Source organism: Streptomyces flaveolus (genome assembly GCF_000716535.1).
GTDB lineage: Bacteria > Actinomycetota > Actinomycetes > Streptomycetales > Streptomycetaceae > Streptomyces > Streptomyces flaveolus_A.
The window spans coordinates 1-19,261 of record NZ_JNWV01000012.1; the positions used below are offsets into that span (position 1 = coordinate 1).

Here is a 19,261-nt window from a genome sequence, read left to right on the forward strand (position 1 = left end):
CCGCCGGAGGCGGCCGATGGTCACAGCCCCGGACGGCTGGGAGGCCCACCACGCGGTCCTGTCCCACCTGAGGGAACACCGGGTGCCCTGGCGGCCGTAAAGGTCGGCGGGAATAAGCGGGGACTCTCTCCTGTTAGGCGTTTCAGGACAGCTCACGCTCGAATCAGGAGGCCCGCACCGTGTCGGCAGACGAGGCAGACGAGATCCGGGGCACCGCGCTCGGTACCGCCCCCGCCCCCCTCTCCGTACTGGACCTGGTGACCGTGGGCGCGGGCAGTACCGCCACCGACGCCCTGCGCACCAGCGTCGCGCTCGCCCGGTTCACGGAGTCCCGCGGCTTCCACCGGTACTGGGTCGCCGAGCACCATTCCATGCCCGGCGTGGCCTCCTCCTCCCCGGCCGTGATCCTCGCCCACCTCGCCGCCCACACCGACCGCATCCGGCTCGGCTCGGGCGGCGTCATGCTGCCCAACCACGCGCCGCTGGTGATCGCCGAGCAGTTCGGCACCCTGGAGGCCCTGGCCCCGGGCCGTGTCGACCTGGGCCTCGGCCGGGCGCCGGGCACGGACGGGGCCACGGCCGCGGCCCTGCGCCGCACCGACACCCTCAACGAGGGCGCCGACGACTTCCCGCAGCAGCTCGCGGAACTGACCCGGTTCCTGGACGACGACTTCCCGGACGGGCACCCGTACCGGCGCATCCACGCGATCCCGGGACCGATCCAGGGCAGCACTCCCGGCGGGGTCCAGTCGCCGCACCGGCCGCCGATCTGGCTGCTCGGCTCCTCCGGCTTCAGCGCCCGCCTGGCCGGTCTGCTCGGCCTGCCGTTCGCCTTCGCGCACCACTTCTCGGCGCAGAACACCGTCCCGGCGCTCGACCTGTACCGGGAGACCTTCCGGCCCTCCGCCGTCCTCTCCGAGCCGTACGCCCTCATCGGCGTCTCCGTCCTCGCCACGGACGACGAGCGGGAGGCCCGCCGGCAGAGCCGGGCGATGGCGCTGAACATGATCCGGCTGCGCACCGGCCGCCCCGGCCTGTTCCCCGACCCGGAGGAGGCCGAGCGGCACCAGTTCAGCCCGATGGAGGAGGAGTTCGCCGCCTCCTGGACGTCCAACATCGTGCACGGCACGGCCGACGAGGTCCGCGCCGGACTGGACGACCTGCGCAAGCGCACCGGCGCCGACGAGCTGATGCTCACCTCGCACGCGCACCGCGGTGAACTGCGCCTGCGCTCCTACGAGCTGATCGCGGACGCCTACGGATTGCCGACCGCGTAGGCCTGCGCCCCCAGCAGTTCGGAGATACGATCCGGCGGCACCGGACGGGAGTACAGCCAGCCCTGTCCGGTGTCGCAGCCGATCCGGCGCAGCCGGGTGGCCTGGGCGGAGGTCTCCACGCACTCCGCGGTGACGGTCAGGCCGAGCCGGTGGGCGAGCTGGATCATCGCCTCCACGATGACCTCGTCGGCCGGGTTGGGGGCGATCGCCTTCTTGTCGCCCTCGTACTGGAAGCCCCGGACGAAGGAGCCGTCCAGCTTCAGCGTGGAGACCGGCAGCCGGCTGAGGTAGGCGAGGTTCGAGTAGCCGGTGCCGAAGTCGTCGATGGCGATGCGTACGCCCATGTCGCTGAGGGCCTGCAGGGCCTGGAGCGGCCGGCCGGCCGAACCCATCACCGCCGACTCGGTCAGCTCCAACTGCAGGAGCTGCGGGGCGAGTCCGGTCTCGGCGAGGATCTCCGCCACGTCGGCCACCAGGTCCGAGTCCCACACCTGCCGTACGGCGACGTTGACGCTGACGAAGATGGGCGGTTCGCCGGGGTGGTCCAACTGCCAGCGGCGGGCCTGCCGGCAGGCGGTGCGGAGCGCCCAGCGGCCGAGCTGCACGATCGAGCCGTCCTCCTCGGCCAGTCCGATGAACCGATTCGGCGTCAAGGTGCCGAACTGCGGGTGGTGCCAGCGGATCAGGGCCTCGACACCGTTGAGCCGGCCGTCCTCCATGGCCACCAACGGCTGGTATTCGAGGGCGAATTCCTCGCGTTCGATCGCGGGCCGCAGCGTGGAGGACAGCGCCTGGCGGGTCATCCGGTGAGCGTTGCGCTCGGGGTCGAACAGGGTCCAGCGGGCCTTGCCGTCCGCCTTGGCCCAGTACAGGGTCGTGTCGGCCGCCTGCATCAGCCCGGTGGCCGTCGTACCGGCCGCGTGACGCTCGACGACGCCGATGGACGCGGTCAACGACAGCCGCTGACCGGCCAGGTCGAAGGGTTCCTCCAGCGCCTTCAGCGCGGACTCGGCGAGGTCGGCGAGTTGTTCGGTGCCGGTGGAGTCCTCCACCAGCAGGGCGAACTCGTCGCCGCCGAGCCGGGCCACGAGGGGGGTGGCGGCGCGGGCGTACCCGGTCTCGTCGGCGACCCGGGTCAGGCGCTCGGCGACGGCCGCGAGGAGCCGGTCGCCGATGCGGTGGCCGAGGGTGTCGTTGACCGCCTTGAAGCCGTCGAGATCCAGGTAGCACAGGCCGATCCGGCCGGTGCCGCTCTCCTCGTACGCCTCCGCTTCCAGCGCGGCCGTCAGGCGCTCGAAGAACAGCGTGCGGTTGGGCAGCCGGGTCACCGGGTCGTGCATCTGCAAGTGCCGCAGCCTCGCCTGGAGTTCGCGGCGGGAGCTGATGTCGGCGACCGACAGCAGGACGCCGGGTTCGCCGGTCAGCGGGGCGACGGTGACCTGAACCCACAGCGAGTGCCCCTCGGGGTGCTTCAGCCGGCGGGTGCAGCGCAGGCGGGCCTGCCGGCCGCGCAGCACCTCGCGGTAGGCGTGCCAGCTACGGGCGTCCGAGGCCAGGTCCACCAGGTCGGCGGCGACCCGCCCGACGAGGGTGTCCGGATCGGTCCCGAGCAGTTCACCGAAGGCGGTGTTGGCGCTGACGACCACCCCCTCGGGGGCCACGACCGCCATGGCGAGCGGGGCGGTCGCGAAGACACGGTGGTAGGTGGTGTAGTGACTGTCTGTGACGGCTGACCGGTCGAGGTCTGCCGCGGGCGTCGGCCCTTCGGACGTTCCGCTCACCGCTCGCTCCCGCAGTGCACTCGATCTGTGTCCGTGCCTGTCCGTGCCGGAAAGTGTGCCGATCATAGAGGCTGGCTCCGGGCCCTTCCAGCCGGTCTCCAGTGTCCCGGACAGAGCACAGGTTCTGACAGATCGTTTCTGCCCGCACCTGGACGGGTTCTTCAGGCCCCCGACCAGTTGTGACGTTCCGTGAGTGTTTCGGGGGTGTCGAGCGCCGGGGCGCGCCGGGGCGCAATAGGGGCGCGCTCACCCTTCTGGTGCAGGTAAACAGGGCAAAACACATCGATTGCCAGCAATCTGGGTGCGGGTCCCGAACCGCATCCGGAGGTCATGTCCGTGCCCAAGCTGCGCAGCACCGCCGCCGTGTGCACCACGATGTCGGCGCTCGCCGCGACCTCGATCCTCAGCGGCCCGTCGGCCGCCGAACCCTTCTCACCCGCGCCCTGCGCCCTGCACCGCACCGAGGCCCACCACTCGGAGGGCGTCGACAGCTGGAACCCGGGCTACACCCGCCCGACCGGCACGCTGGACGCCGTGATGATCTTCCTCTCCTTCCCGGACGCCGCCCCGCGCACCACCCCCGCCGAACTGACCGCCGACCACTTCCCGGCCACCAGCCGCTTCTACGCACAGGCGTCCTACGGCAGGTTCACCCTGCGCCCGCACCCGCTGAAACGCTGGCTGCGCATGCCGCGCCCGTCGACCTCGTACGCCATGCGGCGGGACTGGGACGCGGAGGACCGGGCCGCCTATCTGCGCGACGCGTTCGCCGTGGCCGACAAGGTGGTCGACTTCTCGCGGTACCCGATCGTGTATCTCGTCGCCGACCCGGACGCGCCCGGCGTCGACTCGGACGCCACGAAGGTCGTCAACCTGGACACGCCCCTGCGCGTCGACGGCACCGACGTCCGGCGGGTCGTCACCGTGTTCGAGCACCATCCGCCGGACCGGCTGGTTCTCGCCCATGAGACCGGCCACGTCTTCGACCTGCCCGACCTCTACCACCGCCCGGTCGACGGCAAGGGGGACTGGGACACCTACGTGGGTGACTGGGACCTGATGGGCAGCCAGTTCGGGCTGGCTCCGGACCTGTTCGCCTGGCACAAGTGGCGGCTCGGCTGGCTGGATCCGCGCCAGGTGGTGTGCGTGCGCGGCGCCGCGCCGACCCGGCTCACCCTGGAACCCCTCGAGGCCGGGCCCGGCGTGCCGGTGCCGGGGCCGGGCGGCACCCCCGCCTTCGGCCTCGGCCACGGCGTCAAGCTGGCCGTGGTGCGCACCGGCCCGGACAGCGCCCTCGCCTTCGAGGCGCGCGGTGCGGCCGGCAACGACCGGGTGTCCTGCCGGCAAGGGATCCTGGTCTACCGGGTGCGCGGTGGCGCCGAGTCCGGCGACGGCCCGATCCGGGTCGTGGACGCCCACCCGCGCACCGAGGCCTGCTGGGAGAACTCGGTCTACGCCCCGCTCGCCGACGCGCCGGTCTCCCTCGGGGAGAGCTTCACGGTCCCCGGCCAGGGCGTGAAGGTGGAGGCGGAGGGGCGGACGGCGTCCGGGGCGTGGACGGTGAAGATCACGCCGGGGTGAGTGACCGACCGGGCGAGGGACCGACCGTGCGACGGCCGGTTCGTATACGAAAACGGCGGGGAACGGCCGCCCAGAGCAGCACCTCGGGCCCCGGCAGCCAGGGGTGCCGGGTGTCCGGGGCGACCAGCCAGCGAGCGGCGCCCCCGGTATCTTCGCAGGTCAAGGGCGGTACGGTGACGGCGTCGCCGACTCCGTGGCACAGCAGCGGCGGCACCTCCCGGGCCCGCTGGGACCCCCACTCCTCCCAGTCCAGCAGCGAGGGCAGCCGCTGGGCCGTCCCCGGGGCGGCGAACAGCAGCGTCCGGCCCCGGAACACCGCGACCGGGCCCGAGCCCGCGCCCTCGTCCCAGAGCCGGTCCAGCATGCGGCGGCCGAAGACCGTGGGGGCGCTCACCACGTCGAAGACGGTGCCGCAGGGCAGGACGACCGGGGCGTCCGGGCGCTCCTCCCACAGGGCGAGGGTGCTCCGGGGGTACGTTCCCGCCGAGGCGAGCCAGGCGACGCCGTCGGAGCTGACACGGGTGACGTTCGGGGCGCTGGTCATGACGCCCATGTGTACAGCCAGTGAGCGGACCGTTCTCCTGGGTTGCCGAAAACCGGGACAGCGGCGTGCGAGGAGGAGTATCTTGCCCGCCTGGCATATGCCGTGCGAGTGCTACAGCGGGTCGGCGGTCGTCCGCCCCTCGCCCTCTCCCCGCATCAGGTCCCGCCCGAACTCGACCATCTTCTTCGCGTAGTCCTCCGTCCACTCCGCCCGCTCGGCGATGTCCGCCGGGGTCAGCCGGTCGAACCGGCGCGGGTCGGCGAGCTGGGCCGCCGCGATGGCCTGGAACTCCACGGCCCGGTCGGCGGCCGCGCGGAACGCCTGGGTCAGCTCCGTCGCGCGGGCGAGCAGCGCCCGCGGGTCCTCGATCGACTCCAGGGCGAAGAAGTGCTCCGGATCGGCGGCCGCCTCCCCGGGCTCGAAGAGCAGGGGCGCGGGGCGTAGCCGCGGTTCGTGACGACGCGGCGTGGGCTCCGCCATGTCTTGTCTCCTCCTCGTACGGTCGGTGGGCGCCGCCTTCAGGTGGGCCACCGTCCATTGTCCCGCGCCGGCGCAAGAGGCACCCACGAGCACCCGGGCGCGCCACGTCCGCAGGAGGAGCCCGGGGCTACACCTGCACCAGCGGCTGCCGGGTGAACAAGGTGCCCAGGGTCGGCGCGTTCACCCGGCGGTCCGCGAGCCTCAGGCCCTCCCACACCGTGACCTGGTTGGCGGTGAGCACCGGCTTGGACAGGGCCTTCTCCAGGAGGGAGAGGTGCGCGGCGGTGTGCAGGGCCGTGTCCGGCAGCAGGACGGCCTCCGCGTCGACGGCGTCCGCCGCGCGTGCCAGCGTCAGCACGTCCTCCTCCCCCCAGGTGCCGACCTCCGCCGCCGTGACGATCCCCGAGGACCGCGCGCCGGTCACCTCCAGGCCGCCGGCCCGGAGGAACTCCGCGAACAGCGCGGTGACCTCCTCGGGGTAGGTCGCGCCGACGGCGACCCGTCGTACGCCGATCTCCCGGGCCGCGTGCACGAAGGCGAAGGACGTCGACGAGGCCGGCATCCCGGCCAGCCGGGCCAGGTTGCGCACCTGCTCCTGGGCGCCTTCCCAGCCGTGCACGAAGCTGCCGCTGGTGCACGCCCACACCACCGCCTCGACGCCGGACAGCCGCAGCCCCTCCATGCCCTGGGCGAGCCGGTCGGCGGAGCCCATCTCGCGCAGCGCGTCCACCCGGTGCGCGTCCTCGCCGATGTCGGTGTGGACCAGGTCCACCCGGATGTCGCTGCCCAGGAGCTGCTCGATGCGTGGATAGTCGTCCTCGGCGGAGTGGCCCGGGTAGAGGAATCCGAGTGCGGTCATGTCCAGCCTTCCTGCGTCTCTTCGGGCAGTACGGGCCATGCGCGGGCGGCCGCGTCCAGCAGCGCCTGGTAAGGCCCCACGGCCCGGGTACCCAATCGGCGCAGCGCAGCCCACATCGTGACCTGGTTGGCCGAGATCACCGGCATCCGCAGCTCCGCCTCCAGCTGGGGGATGACGTCGTAGGTCGGCAGGTTGGTGCAGGAGAGGAAGAGGGCGTCGGCGGAGCCGGGGCGGGCCGCCCGGCGGGCCATGGCGACGACGTCCCGGTACGGCACCTTCCAGATGTGCCGGGTCAGCCCCATGTAGGCGCGGCCGGTGACCTGGACGCCGGCCTCGGCGACGTACTGCTCCAGGGCCCGGGTGACGGACACCGTGTACGGCGTGACCAGCGCGACCCGGCGGGCGCCCAGTTCGGTCAGCGCCTCCAGCAGGGCGCCCGAGGTGGTCAGCGCGGGCAGGGCGCCGGCCAGGGTCATCGCCGCGCACATCGCCCGCTCCCCGGCGATCCCGCCGACGAAGCTGCCGGAAGTGCAGGCGTAGGCGACGACCTCCGGGGCCACCGCGGTGAGCGCGCGGACCGCCTCGCCGAGGGTCTGGTGCTCGCTGACCAGCCGGGCCAGGTCCAGGCTCACCTCGACCGGCACGAACGGGGTCCGGGTCAGGTGCAGCGAGACCTCGTCGGGCACCCAGCGCCACAGCTCCCGGTCGAGGGCGAAGTCGAAGGGGGCCACCACGCCGACGCCGAGCTGGGGGCGGGGGCCGCCGAGAAAGGAGACGTCCATGGCTGGCACCGGCCTCACGCTGGGAGACGAGTGGGCAACGGATCGTGGGTACGCCCGTGTTGACGAAGGTAGGTTCGGGTGCGAGCGTGGTCAATCCGCGCATAATCCGCGCATGTCAGACGCCGGGAGCCGCCCCGCATGACGCCGACCGTCCCCACCGTTGTGGTCCTCGACGCCGACCCGCCGCCCCGGCTCGGCCGCCTCACCGGCCGTGCCCGGATCGTGCGCACGGACGCGGCGCACCTGGCCGAGCGGCTGCCCGGCGCGGACGTGCTGCTGGTGTGGGACTTCACCTCGGACGCGGTGCGGCAGGCGTGGCCCGGCGAGGGGCCCCGGCCGCGCTGGGTGCACACGGCGAGCGCCGGCGTGGACCATCTGATGTGCCCGGAGCTGGCCGCGTCGGACACGGTGGTGACGAACGCGCGCGGGATCTTCGACCAGCCGATCGCGGAGTACGTGGCGGCCCTGGTGCTGGCGGCCGCCAAGGATCTGCCGCGCACCCTGGAGCACCAGCGGGAGCGGGTCTGGCGGCACCGGGAGACCCGGCGGGTGGCGGGCACGCGCGCGTGCGTGGTCGGCTCGGGCCCGATCGGCCGGGCGATCGTCCGGACACTGAAGGCCCTGGGGGTGACGACGGCGCTGGTCGGGCGGGTGCCGCGGACCGGCGTGCACGGCCCGGACGACCTGGACCGGCTGATCTCCCGCGCGGACTGGGTGATCGCGGCGGCTCCGCTGACCGAGCAGACGTACCGCATGTTCGACGCGCACCGGTTCGGCGTGATGCAGCCCTCGGCGTTCTTCGTGAACGTCGGCCGGGGCGGCCTGGTCGACGAGGAGGCCCTCGCCCGGGCGCTGGCCCGGCGCTGGATCGCGGGCGCGGCCCTGGACGTGTTCGCCACCGAACCGCTGCCCGCCAACAGCCCGTTGTGGGAGCTGCCGGGGCTGATCGTGTCCCCGCACATGAGCGGCGACACGGTCGGCTGGCGGGACGAGCTGGGCGCCCAGTTCGTGGAGTTGTACGAGCGGTGGGCGGCGGGCAGATCTCTGCCGAACGTGGTCGACAAGACGCGTGGTTACGTGCCCGGTCACTGAAGGTCTGTCACCGACCCCTGGAGGGTGCATGCAGCTCACCGACCTGACCGCCGTCCGGCTCCTCGACGGTTACCGCAAGGGCGAGTTCAGTCCGGTGGAGGTGACCGAACAGGCGCTTGAGCGGGCGCGGCGGAGCGGGCCGGAGGTGAACGCGTTCGTGCGGCTCACCGAGGAGGACGCGCTCGCCCGGGCCCGGGAGTCGGAGGCGCGCTGGCTGCGCGGTGAGCCGGCCGGGCTGGTCGACGGCGTGCCGGTGACGGTGAAGGACATCCTGCTGCTGCGCGGCCACCCCACTCTGCGCGGCTCCAGGACCATCTCCGAGCAGGGGAGCTGGGACGAGGACGCGCCCCCGGTCGCCCGGCTGCGCGAGCACGGCGCGGTGTTCCTCGGCAAGACGACCACACCGGAATACGGCTGGAAGGGCGTCACCGACTCCCCGCTGACCGGGATCACCCGCAATCCGTACGACCCCACGCGCACCGCGGGCGGTTCCAGCGGCGGCAGCGCGGCGGCCGTCGCGCTCGGCGCGGGCCCGCTGTCGCTGGGCACGGACGGCGGCGGCAGCATCCGTATCCCGGCCGCGTTCTGCGGGATCTTCGGGCTGAAGCCGACGTACGGCAGGGTGCCGCTGTATCCGGCGAGCGCCTTCGGTACGCTGTCGCACACCGGGCCGATGACCCGGGACGCCGCCGACGCGGCCCTGCTGCTCGATGTGATCGGCACGCCCGACCCGCGCGACTGGTCGGCGCTGCCGCCCGCGCCGGGCTCGTTCACCCAGGCGCTGCGGGGCGGGGTGCGGGGGCTGCGGGTGGCGTACTCGCCGACGCTGGGCGGGCAGGTGGCGGTCCGGCCGGCGGTCGCCGCGGCGGTACGGCGCGCGGTGGCCGCCCTCGCGGACCTGGGGGCGTACGTGGAGGAGGCCGACCCGGACTTCAGCGACCCGGTGGACGCCTTCCACACCCTGTGGTTCAGCGGCGCGGCCCGGCTGACCCAGAACTTCTCCCCGCGCCGCCGGCAGTTGCTGGACCCGGGTCTGCGGGAGATCTGCGCGCAGGGCGCCCGGACGAGCGCGCTGGAGTACCTGGCCGCGGTCGACGTCCGGATGGCCCTCGGCCGGCGGATGGGCCGCTTCCACGAGCGGTACGACCTGCTGGTGACGCCGACGCTGCCGCTGACGGCGTTCGAGGCGGGGCTGGAGGTGCCGAGGGGCTGCCTGTCCCGCCGCTGGACGGGGTGGACCCCGTTCACGTACCCGTTCAACCTGACCCAGCAGCCGGCGGCGAGCGTGCCGGTGGGGGTGGACGGGGAGGGGCTGCCGGTGGGCATGCAACTCGTCGCCGCCCGGCACCGGGACGACCTGGTGCTGCGGGCCGCGCACGCGATGTACGAGGCCGGCCTGCCCCTCTCCGGGAAGGTCACGCCCGCCGGAAACTGAGCACCTCCCCCGCCGCCCCGGCGCGCCACAGGTCGGTGCAGGCCTCGGCCATGCGGTCGAGGCCTTCGGTGATCTGGCCCCAGACGATGCCGGGCACCCAGCCGACGTCGCCGTTGAGGAGCAGGTTGTTGCGCTCGTAGAACAGGGCGAGGTCGACCACCGTGGCGCCGGGGCGCACCTCGCGGTCGTAGCCGTAGGCCCGCGTGCCCAGTTCGGTGCCGGCGAAGGAGAAGTAACAGAGATCGCCGGGGATCGGGGTGACCGTCGGGTTCTCCAGTGGGGGTTCCGTGGAGGCGAAGGGCGGGAAGAGGGCGTAGATCTCGTTGCGCGCGTACTTGGCGTGGTAGACGTCGCCCGCGAGCGGCAGTGCCTCCCACACTGCCGCGCAGGTCAGGGGCGCGCGGTCGTCCAACAGTCGTGCCGTGCAGTGCACATCCCGCCGGTTCAGCGAGACGGTGACGAATCGTTCGGCCATGAAAACCAGGGTGCATAGCCCGATTCCGCTTGGGTAGCCGCGCCGCCATGGCTCCACCACTTGGCAACGACGTACACACCATCCGGTCGGAACACAGACACACCCGGCGCTCGGTGCTCGCGGGTCTCGCCGCGTTCGGCGCGCTGGGCGCGGCGGGCTGCACCCGGGTGGCGTCGGCGTCCGGGAAGAACGGCGGCGATCTGCTGGAGCGGCTGCGCGCGCAGGGTGTCGTACGGCTCGGGATCGCCGGGGAGATCCCCTTCGGGTACATCGACAAGGACGGCGAACTCACCGGAGAGGCACCGGAGCTGGCGAAGGCCGTCTTCAAGCGGCTCGGCGTGGACCGGGTGCAGCCGGTGCCGACGGAGTTCGGCTCGCTGATCCCCGGACTGAAGTCGCAGCAGTTCGACGTGGTGGCCGCGGGCATGTACGTCACCCCGGACCGCTGCGAGCAGGTGATCTTCGCGGACCCCGACTACCAGATGCCGGACGCCTTCATCGTCCGCAAGGGCAACCCGCTGGGCCTGCGCACCTACGCGGACGCGCTGCGCAGACACGCCAAGGTGGCCACCGGGACCGGGTACGCGCAGATCCAGCACGCCGTGGAGGCCGGCTACCGGGAGAACGACCTCGTCATCGTCCCCGACCAGGTCGCCGGGCTGAACGCGGTGGAGTCGGGGCGGGTCGACCTGTTCGCGGCCACGGCCGTCACCGCCCGGCTCGTCGCCCGGGGCTCCGCCAAGGCCGAGTCGACCGAGCCGTTCGTGGCGCTCGTCGACGGCAAACCGAAGGTGGACGGCGGCGCGTTCGCGTTCCGGCCGACGGAGACCCGGCTGCGCGACGCGTTCAACGCCGAGCTGCACAAGCTGCGCCGCAGCGGTGAGCTGTTCCGGATCGTGCGGCCCTTCGGCTTCACCAAGGCCGAGATGACGACCCTGACCGCGAAGGAGTTGTGCGGCTGATGACTGCGGGACTCTGGGAACTCGTCCTCCGAGGCATAGGCACCACGGTGCAGTTGCTGGTGTACAGCGCGCTGCTCGCCGCCGCGGTCTCGTTCGTCGCCGGTGCCGCGCGCACCCACCGGTCGCGGCTCGTCCGCTTCGTCGCGGCGTTCTACACCGAGGTGTTCCGCGGCACGTCGGCGCTGGTGATGATCTTCTGGGTGTTCTTCGTGCTGCCGGTCGCCTTCGGCTGGCAGCTCGTACCGATGTGGGCGGGCACGCTCGCGCTGGGCCTCACCTACGGCGCGTACGGCGCGGAGATCGTGCGCGGTGCCCTCGCCGCGGTGGACCCGGCGCAGCGGGAGGGCGGGATCGCGCTCGGCTTCTCGCCCTGGCAGCGGCTGCGGCTGATCCTGCTGCCGCAGGCGGTGCCGGAGATGATCCCGTCCTTCTCCAACCTGCTGGTCGAGTTGCTCAAGGGCACCGCGCTGGTGTCCATCACGGGCATGGGCGACCTGGCGTTCAGCGGCAACCTGGTCCGCCTCGCCCTCCAGCAGAGCGGCCAGATCTACGCGTACCTGCTGCTGATCTATTTCGTGATCGCCTTCCTGCTCACCCGTGGGATGCGCGGTCTCGAGCGCCGGCTGAAGGCGGAGGTGGCCCGATGACCTGGGACTGGACAGCGGTCACCGACTTCCTGCCGTACTTCTGGAAGGGTCTGGCCGTCACCCTGGAGGCGCTGGCCCTGGGGTCGCTGATCTCGTTCGCGCTGGGCCTGGTGTGGACGCTGCTGCTGCGGACGCCGACCCGGTGGGTGCGCTGGCCGGTGGGGGTCTTCACGGAGTTCGTACGGGACACCCCGCTGCTGGTGCAGCTCTTCTTCCTGTTCTACGTGCTGCCCGAGGCGGGTGTGACCCTGTCCCCGCTGACCACCGGTGTCCTCGGGCTCGGGCTGCACTACTCGACGTACACGATGCAGGTCTACCGGGCCGGCATCGAGGCGGTGCCGGCGGGCCAGTGGGAGGCCGCGACGGCGCTGAGCCTGCCGGTGCGGCGCACCTGGACGGCGGTGATCCTGCCGCAGGCCGTCCGCCGGGTGGTGCCGCCGCTCGGCAACTACGTCATCGCGATGCTGAAGGACACGCCGATGCTGATGACCATCGGTGTGCTGGAGATGCTGGGCCGGGCGCGGCTCGTCTCCCAGCAGCACTTCCAGTTCACCGAGCCCCTGACGGTGATCGGGATCGCCTTCATCGTCGTCTCCTACCTGGCCTCCCTTTGTCTGCGCACCCTGGAGCGACGCCTTGTCCGTTGAGACCCGCAAGCAGCCGGCCACGACCGGCACCCTGCCGACCGAGCTGATCCGCCTGGAGGGCGTGACCAAGCGGTTCGGGGAGAACACCGTCCTCGACGGCCTCGACCTGTCCGTGGACGCGGGCCGGCACGTCACCCTGATCGGCCCGTCCGGCTCGGGCAAGACCACGATCCTCAGACTGCTGATGACCCTCGCCAAGCCGGACGCGGGCACGATCACCGTGGACGGGCAGCGGCTGTTCCCGGCGCCGGAGAAGCAGGTCCGGGAGGTCCGCAAGAAGATCGGGATGGTGTTCCAGCAGTTCAACCTGTTCCCGAACATGTCGGTGCTGCGGAACCTCACCGAGGCGCCGGTCCGGGTGCTCGGGCTGTCCAAGGACGAGGCCGAGGCGCGGGCCCGGGAGCTGCTGGACCTGGTGGGCCTGGCCGACAAGTGCGACGCGAAGCCGACCCGGCTCTCCGGCGGGCAGCAGCAGCGGGTGGCGATCGCCCGTGCGCTGGCGATGCGGCCCCAGGTGCTGCTGCTGGACGAGGTGACCTCCGCGCTCGACCCGGAGCTGGTCGCGGGCGTGCTCGACCTGCTCCGGGACATCGCGCGCAGCACGGACATCACGATGCTGTGCGTGACCCACGAGATGGGTTTCGCCCGGGACATCTCCGACCAGGTCCTGATGTTCGACGCGGGCCGGGTCATCGAGGCGGGGCCGCCGGAGAAGATCTTCGGCGACCCGGAGCGGGAGCGCACCCGGGAATTCATCAGCGCGGTGCTGTGAAGCGCGGCCCCGTGCGTGCCGGGTCCGGAGCGGAAGAGCCGAGGTCCGTCCCCTGGGGCATGACTGTGGCATATGCCAGCGGGTTTCCGCCCCGGTTGGCGGCACGGACGCGCGGGGCGCAATCTCGCAACCCCCTCTCCGCAGGGCCTCTTTGACGGCTATCGTGGAGACGATCCGCCGACCCGGGTCGTGGCCGAGGGGGACCGACATGAGGATCGAGCCGACCGCCCCGTATCACTCCGCCCAGGACGCCCTGCGCGTGCTGGAGACCGTGGCCCGGCACCCCGCCGGTGCCAGCGACACCGAGCTGGCCCGCCGCACCGGCCTCGGCGCCGAGCGGCTCATTGCACTGCTGCGCATGCTGCGCCGCGAGGGCTACGTCGAGCAGATCGGCGACGGGGCGTACGTCACCGGCGACACCCTGCGCCGGATCACCTCGGCGCACGACCGGGAGCGGGCCCTGCGCGAGAAGCTCCAGCTCACCCTGGACCGGCTGCGCGACTCGGTCGGCGCGGCCGTCTACCTCAGCCGGTACCTCGACGGCGAGGTCCGGGTCACCCAGTACGCCGCCGGCCCGGCCGCCCCGGCGGTCAACGAGTGGGTGGACTTCCGCTACTCCGCCCACGCCACCGCCGTCGGCAAGAGCCTGCTGACCCAGCTCGACCACAACGCCCGCCGGGACCATCTCTCCCGGCACAAGATGGCCCGCCTCACCTCACGCACCATCACCAGCGACAAGCTGCTGCTGTCCCGGCTGGAGTCGCAGCCGCCGACGGTGCCGGTGCTCGATCTCCAGGAGTACGCGGTCGGCACGGTCTGCGCGGCCGTACCGCTCACCGCGGGCTCCACGGTCGGCTGCCTGGCCGTCTCGCTCCCGCTGGAGCACGCGCACCGGCTGAAGCGGGCGGCGGAGACGCTGAACCGGAACGCGGCTCCGGTGGTCCTGTCGCTGACGATCTGAGGGGCCCGCGGGTGGTCACCAGCACCCCTGAGGACCAGGTAGTATTTTCTTTGTCGCCAGCCGCGGGAGGAAAAACCCGAGGCAGGCGGGGGTCATGCGCCGCTAGCTCAGTTGGTTAGAGCAGCTGACTCTTAATCAGCGGGTCCGGGGTTCGAGTCCCTGGCGGCGCACGATGACGATGGCGAGCCACGTCCGCGGAAAGCGCGGACATGGCTCGCCATCTCTGTTATTGCGCGGCTTCGCCGCGCGCGGTGGGGGCTTCGCCACCCACACCCCCTGAAGCCGGGCCCTTCGCGGAAGCGAGGGACCCCTCGACGTCTTCCCCGGTCAGCCGGCGGTAGGACTCCTCGCCCGGCGGGCGCCACCACACCGGGTCGGGGCACACGCAGCCCTCCCGGCGCAGCCGAGCCCGCTCGATCTTGTTCGTCGCCGTCACCGGCATCCGCTCCACCACCCGCACGAACCGGGGCGCCATCTTCGTGCCGAGGTCCGGCTGGGCCCGCAGGAACGCGGCGAACCCCGCCGGGTCGAAGGTCCCGGCGATGGTCGCCATCACCTGGTCCCCGGTGACCGGGTCCGGGACGCCGTACACGGCGACGGCCTCCGCGCCCGGATAGCGGGCGACGATGTTCTCGATCATCGCGGCGGCCAGGTTCTCCCCGTCGACGCGGATCCGGTCGTCGGCGCGTCCGGCGAAGTACAGGTGGCCGGCGGCGTCCCGGTAGAAGAGGTCGCCCGTCCAGTACGCCCCTTCCCGGCGCCGCTCGGCCTCGGCGGCCGGGTTGCGCCAGTACCCCTCGAAGGGGTTCGGGCCCCGGTTGACCAGCTCACCGATCGCCTCCTCCCCGTTCAGCAGCCGCCCGGCACCGTCGAAGACGGCGGGCGGGCACTCCCGCCCGGTGGCCGGATCCAGCACCACCAGTCCGGGCCCGGCCGGGCCCACCGCACCCGCCGGGGTGCCCGGCGCCCACCGGATCGCCGCCCCGCCCTCCGAGGATCCGTACCCCTCCACCAGCCGCACCCCGAAGCGCCGCTCGAAGGCCGCCGCGTCCACCGCGCCCGCCTCCGTGCCGAAACCGAGCCGCAGCCGGTGGTCGCGGTCGTCGGGGGACGGCTCGGTGGCGAGGAGGTACTGGACGGCCCGGCCGACGTAGGTGAAGTAGGTCGCGCGGTAGCGGCGCACGTCGGGCAGGAAGCCCGAGGCCGAGAAGCGGCGGCGCAGCGCCACCCCCGCGCCGGCGGCCAGCGCGGGCGCCCAGTCCGCGATCACCGCGTTGCCGTGGAACATCGGCATGCACAGGTAGTGCACGTCGTCCGCGCGGACGGCGAACTGACGGACCAGGGCCTGCCCGGCCGCCGCCAGCCGCCCCTGGGAGCAGAGCGCGGCCTTGGGGGCACCGGTGGAGCCGGAGGTGAAGTACAGCAGCAGCCGGTCGGCGGGGGCCGCCCGGGACGGGTCGGGCACGGCACCGGCGTAGGGCGCGAGGAGGGCGGCGTACTCCGGGGTGTCCGTGACGAGCAGCCGCACGCCGGGCAGGTCGAGCCCGGCGAGCAGCGGCAGGTGGACCCGCTCGGTGACCAGCAGCGCGCACTCGGTGTGCCGGATGTCCCGGGCCAGCTCGGGTCCGCGCCGGGTGGGGTTGATCCCGGCGACGGCCGCCCCGGCGAGGGCGGCGGCGCCGAGCCAGAGCGGGAACTCCTCGGTGTTGTCGAGCAGCACCCCGAGGTGCGGTACGGCGCCGGGCGGGAGCAGGTCGGCCAGCAGCGCGGCCCGGGCGGCGGCACCGGCGGCCACCTCGTGGTGGGTCAGCGTCCGCTCCTCGCACCACAACCCCGGCCGGTGATCGCCCCAGCGCGCCGCGACCAGCGCGGCGACCGTCGTGGACTCCATGGCCGGGCACGGTAACTGACACAGCGTCAGAAGTGGAGGGCTACGGCAGCAGGCCGTCCGACTCGGCGAAGATCAGGTGGGCGAGGACCATGAAGCCGACGCAGAAGGAGCCGGCGACGCCGAGGAGGACCAGCCCGACGCCGGTGCCGACGGCGAGCCTGCCGGGCCTCGGCGGCAGCGCGGTGGCCCGCTGGGGAAGCTCCGGGAGATAGCGCACGGTCACGAAGTCGCCCTCCAGGACGGTCGCGGGGCCGCCCTCCTCCTCGAAGCGGAAGGTGCGGCCCTCGCGGGTGGTGAACTCGTAGACGTGGTGCACGGTCGTGCTCACGGAGGTGTCCCCGCCGCCCCCGCTGGTCGTCGTGAACATCCGCAGGCAGCGCGCCTCGGCGGTCAGCCCGTGCGTCCAGGTCCTGCGGAGCCGCCGGGCGCGGCGGACGAGCAGGTACGCGGCGTAGGCGAACCCCGCGATCATGAGGCCGGGCACGGCGTAGAAGAAGAGCTCCATGAGATCCCCCGAGGTCAGGTACGCCGTCCCCGCTCGGCCGGCGTGCGAGGAACGTACCCGGCACGCGGGGCGGACCGCCTCAAGGGAAGCTCAGTATCAGAACTGGGACAATGCGATCCACTCGCGCACGACGAAGACCGCGCAGCCCGCGAGCACCGCCACCCAGACGACGGCGACCGTCAGGTTCCTGCCGGGCCGCGGCTCGGCGACGGTGGCCTTTTCGGGCCGCCCCGGGGCGTAGTGGACGAGGACCTGGTCGCCCACGCCGCGGCCGGCCGGGCCGCCGCTCTCCTTGAAGCGGACGGCACGGCCGTCCTGGGTGGTGAAGTCGTACTCGTGCCACTGCACCCGCCGGGCGGCGTTGTCGACGACCTGGGCGATCGCCCAGGCGCGCACCACCCGGGCCGGTGCGGTGAACCCGCTCTGCCAGGCCGCGAGCCGCTGCCGTGTGCGGAGCACTATCGCCACGGCGCCCCAGGCGAGGACGGCGAGGAGCCCCGCCATGCTGATGTGGAACAAGGCGTCCATGGCGCCTGTCACCCCCGTGTGCGGTTCCCGGACTCACGTGCGCCGGTGCCGGAGCACCGGCCCGGCGCACGCGGACCTTACCCGAAGGGTGATCAGAAGGTGACGTCGGAGCAGGCGTAGAACGCGTTGCCCGTGTCGGCGATCGTCCACACCGCGAGGATGACGTGGTGTCCGCTCAGACCGCTCGGCAGGGTGCCGCTGTGGCTGAGGGTGGCCGGCGGGCGCTGGCCGTTGTAGGGCACCGTCAGGAACGGGGTGAGGTTGAGGTCCGAGCGGGAGAGGTTGTGGTTCTGGTTCCAGCCCGGCTTGGTGACGTAGTACTTGAAGTCCGTCGTGGCGTGCATGGCGGTGAACTGCCAGCGGAACGTGTACGACTGTCCGCCCGTCACCCTGGTCGTGGGCCAGGCGGCTCCGGACGGCGTCTTGGGTGCGCTGAGCTGGGCGAACTGGCTCAGGCCTCCGTTGCAGAGCTGACCGTCGGCGGGCCCGCCGGCCGGGAAGCCCTTGGGGCCCTCGACGCTCTGCGGCTCCCACTGGATCGGGCCGCAGTTCGCCACGGTGCCGTTCTGGCAGAGCTTCTGCCTGCTGATGGGGAGGTCGGTGTAGCCGTGCCCGCTGGCGCCGCCGGTGGAGAGCGCGAACGCTCCGGCGGTCACCGCGCCCAGCACGACCGCGGACAACTTGGTCTTGGTGCGCATGCTGCCGCTCCTGAGAACGTGGGGAGTTCGGTGAGCCGTGCAGATTAGGTCTAGACCAAGTCTCAGATTATTGCCGCCAGTTGAACATGTCCATACCAATCGCGGACCGGCCGCGCGCCCGCTCCGCCCCGGTTCGCCGCGCCCGCTCTACACCGGCTCCCCACGCCCCGAGCAGAACGCCACCGTCAGGTCACGGACCAGCACCTTGCGCTCGTAGTCGTCCAGTTCGACCAGACCGCGCATGGTCAGCCGGGTCACCGTGTCCTCCACCGAGTCCACCACCGAGCTGAGCATGCTGGCCCGCTGCCGGGCGTCCAGCGCGGCGATCCGGCGCCGGTGCATCGCCCCGGCCACCTCGGGGGCGTACTCCACCCGGACCGGCCGCACCGAGAACACCTCCACGCCGACCGGCGCGGTCTCCGCCGCGACCAGCCGGGTCAGCGCCGCCCCGGCCGCCGTCACCCCGCCCCGCGTCCCACCCGCCGGTTCCACCGGCACCCGGGCCAGCGCCGCCTCCACGCACTCCCGCAGATACGTCTCGTGGTCGTCGATGCCGAGCAGGGCCCGCGCGGTGTCCCGCACCCGCCACACCACCAGCACCACCACCCGCAGCGCCAGCCCGTCGGGATCCGCGGCCGGCATCGCCGCGCTGCGCCAGTGCCGCAGCCGCACGTCCACCCGGCGGCGCGGCAGCAGCGGGTTCACCCACAGCAGCCCGGTGCGCCGGACCGTCCCCCGGTACCGCCCGAACAGCCCCAGCACCCAGGCCCGCCCGGTCCGGCCCCGGGCCAGCCCGCCGAAGCCGAACGCCCCGAGCATCCCGGCCCCGGCGTACGCGGCCCACTGCGCGGGGCCGAGACCGGTGCCCGGGCCCGACGGCAGGCCCAGCGCCTGCGCGGCGAGCGGCGGGAGCAACCCCGCCCACCAGGTGGTGGCCAGGCAGCCGGTGACCCCGCAGACCCCGGCGAGCACCCCGGCCGCCCCGGGCAGCACCCGCGCCGGGCGTTCCGCCAACTCCGGGTCGACCTCCGGCAGCGGCCGTCTGCGCACCGGTGCCGGGCGCCGGAGGCGGGGCTGCTCGCCGGTGCCCTGCCGGCGGGCCACCACGGCCGGCCGGAGCGGCACCTTCACCGGGTCGGGATCGTCCCGGAAGAGCAGGTGGACGGGGATCTCGGTGGTGGCCTCGTTCTGGATCAGCCGGGCGGGCCGGATGCAGGGGCCGGTGGCCGCGCCCTCCGACTGCCCCTCGGACTCGGGCGGCGTGTGGGATGTGGTCGTACTCATGCGTGCTCCAGCCTCCGCGCCAGACGCGTCATGAACAGGGGGGTTGGGGTGGGGGTCGGG

At 72.9% G+C, this 19,261-nt stretch carries 20 protein-coding genes and 1 tRNA gene; 10 read left to right on the forward strand and 11 right to left on the reverse strand.

Annotated features, from left to right (window positions below):
* The first annotated feature begins 179 nt into the window (after positions 1–179).
* Positions 180–1,277, forward strand: a complete 1,098-nt coding sequence (locus tag OO52_RS14520) for an LLM class flavin-dependent oxidoreductase (RefSeq protein ID WP_030650896.1) — start codon at positions 180–182, stop codon at positions 1,275–1,277.
* Here OO52_RS14520 and OO52_RS14525 read toward each other — a convergent pair.
* Positions 1,256–3,058, reverse strand: a complete 1,803-nt coding sequence (locus OO52_RS14525) for a putative bifunctional diguanylate cyclase/phosphodiesterase (protein WP_030650899.1) — start codon at positions 3,056–3,058, stop codon at positions 1,256–1,258. The two genes, OO52_RS14520 and OO52_RS14525, sit on opposite strands and share 22 nt — an antisense overlap.
* Before the next feature lie 330 nt (positions 3,059–3,388).
* Here OO52_RS14525 and OO52_RS14530 point away from each other — a divergent pair, with 330 nt between their 5' ends.
* On the forward strand, positions 3,389–4,639 hold the full coding sequence (locus OO52_RS14530; RefSeq protein ID WP_030650900.1) for a M6 family metalloprotease domain-containing protein: 1,251 nt from the start codon (positions 3,389–3,391) through the stop codon (positions 4,637–4,639).
* On the opposite strand, the gene OO52_RS14535 is transcribed toward OO52_RS14530, so the two are convergent.
* The 4 genes from OO52_RS14535 to OO52_RS14550 form a co-directional block, all read right to left on the reverse strand.
* Positions 4,626–5,183: a bifunctional DNA primase/polymerase gene (locus OO52_RS14535; protein WP_078966015.1), complete on the reverse strand. Its 558-nt coding sequence runs from the start codon at positions 5,181–5,183 to the stop codon at positions 4,626–4,628. The two genes, OO52_RS14530 and OO52_RS14535, sit on opposite strands and share 14 nt — an antisense overlap.
* Positions 5,184–5,294: 111 nt before the next feature.
* Positions 5,295–5,663 (reverse strand): hypothetical protein, encoded by a 369-nt coding sequence (locus OO52_RS14540; RefSeq protein ID WP_030650903.1) that lies wholly within the window; start codon positions 5,661–5,663, stop codon positions 5,295–5,297.
* Positions 5,664–5,790: 127 nt separating this feature from the next.
* On the reverse strand, positions 5,791–6,522 hold the full coding sequence (locus tag OO52_RS14545) for a maleate cis-trans isomerase family protein (protein WP_030650906.1): 732 nt from the start codon (positions 6,520–6,522) through the stop codon (positions 5,791–5,793).
* Positions 6,519–7,304: a maleate cis-trans isomerase family protein gene (locus OO52_RS14550; RefSeq protein ID WP_030650909.1), complete on the reverse strand. Its 786-nt coding sequence runs from the start codon at positions 7,302–7,304 to the stop codon at positions 6,519–6,521. Before OO52_RS14550 ends, OO52_RS14545 begins: the two co-directional genes overlap by 4 nt.
* A 138-nt stretch (positions 7,305–7,442) precedes the next feature.
* Between OO52_RS14550 and OO52_RS14555 the strand changes: the two genes are divergently transcribed.
* On the forward strand, positions 7,443–8,396 hold the full coding sequence (locus tag OO52_RS14555; protein ID WP_030650912.1) for a D-2-hydroxyacid dehydrogenase: 954 nt from the start codon (positions 7,443–7,445) through the stop codon (positions 8,394–8,396).
* Positions 8,397–8,424: 28 nt separating this feature from the next.
* Positions 8,425–9,831, forward strand: coding sequence for an amidase (locus tag OO52_RS14560; protein ID WP_030650915.1), 1,407 nt, complete (start codon positions 8,425–8,427; stop codon positions 9,829–9,831).
* Here OO52_RS14560 and OO52_RS14565 read toward each other — a convergent pair.
* A complete protein-coding gene (locus tag OO52_RS14565; RefSeq protein WP_030650918.1) occupies positions 9,812–10,306 on the reverse strand; it encodes a DUF3830 family protein in 495 nt (164 codons plus the stop codon). The two genes, OO52_RS14560 and OO52_RS14565, sit on opposite strands and share 20 nt — an antisense overlap.
* A 47-nt stretch (positions 10,307–10,353) precedes the next feature.
* On the opposite strand from OO52_RS14565, the gene ehuB reads away from it, so the two are divergent.
* The 6 genes from ehuB to OO52_RS14595 all read left to right on the forward strand — a co-directional run bounded on the left by ehuB (position 10,354) and on the right by OO52_RS14595 (position 14,465).
* Positions 10,354–11,268: an ectoine/hydroxyectoine ABC transporter substrate-binding protein EhuB gene (gene ehuB, locus OO52_RS14570; RefSeq protein ID WP_030650920.1), complete on the forward strand. Its 915-nt coding sequence runs from the start codon at positions 10,354–10,356 to the stop codon at positions 11,266–11,268.
* A complete protein-coding gene (gene ehuC / locus OO52_RS14575; protein WP_030650923.1) occupies positions 11,268–11,915 on the forward strand; it encodes an ectoine/hydroxyectoine ABC transporter permease subunit EhuC in 648 nt (215 codons plus the stop codon). Before ehuB ends, ehuC begins: the two co-directional genes overlap by 1 nt.
* Positions 11,912–12,562, forward strand: coding sequence for an ectoine/hydroxyectoine ABC transporter permease subunit EhuD (gene ehuD, locus OO52_RS14580; protein WP_030650927.1), 651 nt, complete (start codon positions 11,912–11,914; stop codon positions 12,560–12,562). The genes ehuC and ehuD overlap by 4 nt, the downstream gene beginning before the upstream one ends.
* Complete coding sequence (gene ehuA, locus OO52_RS14585; RefSeq protein WP_030650929.1) at positions 12,552–13,334, forward strand: ectoine/hydroxyectoine ABC transporter ATP-binding protein EhuA; 783 nt, start codon at positions 12,552–12,554, stop codon at positions 13,332–13,334. The genes ehuD and ehuA overlap by 11 nt, the downstream gene beginning before the upstream one ends.
* A 208-nt stretch (positions 13,335–13,542) precedes the next feature.
* Entirely contained in the window at positions 13,543–14,295 is a 753-nt protein-coding gene (locus OO52_RS14590; RefSeq protein ID WP_030650932.1) for an IclR family transcriptional regulator, read from the forward strand.
* 96 nt (positions 14,296–14,391) lie between these two features.
* Positions 14,392–14,465 (forward strand) — tRNA-Lys (locus tag OO52_RS14595).
* A 56-nt stretch (positions 14,466–14,521) separates the two neighbouring features.
* On the opposite strand, the gene OO52_RS14600 is transcribed toward OO52_RS14595, so the two are convergent.
* From OO52_RS14600 to OO52_RS14620, 5 genes are all read right to left on the reverse strand, one after another.
* The gene (locus OO52_RS14600; protein WP_051818741.1) at positions 14,522–16,186 is read right to left on the reverse strand and encodes an AMP-binding protein; all 1,665 of its coding nucleotides are present in this window, start codon (positions 16,184–16,186) and stop codon (positions 14,522–14,524) included.
* A 40-nt stretch (positions 16,187–16,226) separates the two neighbouring features.
* Positions 16,227–16,691, reverse strand: a complete 465-nt coding sequence (locus OO52_RS14605) for a DUF3592 domain-containing protein (RefSeq protein WP_030650937.1) — start codon at positions 16,689–16,691, stop codon at positions 16,227–16,229.
* A 96-nt stretch (positions 16,692–16,787) separates the two neighbouring features.
* Positions 16,788–17,219, reverse strand: a complete 432-nt coding sequence (locus tag OO52_RS14610; protein WP_030650940.1) for a DUF3592 domain-containing protein — start codon at positions 17,217–17,219, stop codon at positions 16,788–16,790.
* 92 nt (positions 17,220–17,311) lie between these two features.
* The gene (locus OO52_RS14615; protein WP_030650943.1) at positions 17,312–17,917 is read right to left on the reverse strand and encodes a lytic polysaccharide monooxygenase auxiliary activity family 9 protein; all 606 of its coding nucleotides are present in this window, start codon (positions 17,915–17,917) and stop codon (positions 17,312–17,314) included.
* Positions 17,918–18,064: 147 nt separating this feature from the next.
* Positions 18,065–19,201: an SPFH domain-containing protein gene (locus OO52_RS14620; RefSeq protein ID WP_030650946.1), complete on the reverse strand. Its 1,137-nt coding sequence runs from the start codon at positions 19,199–19,201 to the stop codon at positions 18,065–18,067.
* Positions 19,202–19,261: the final 60 nt, after the last annotated feature.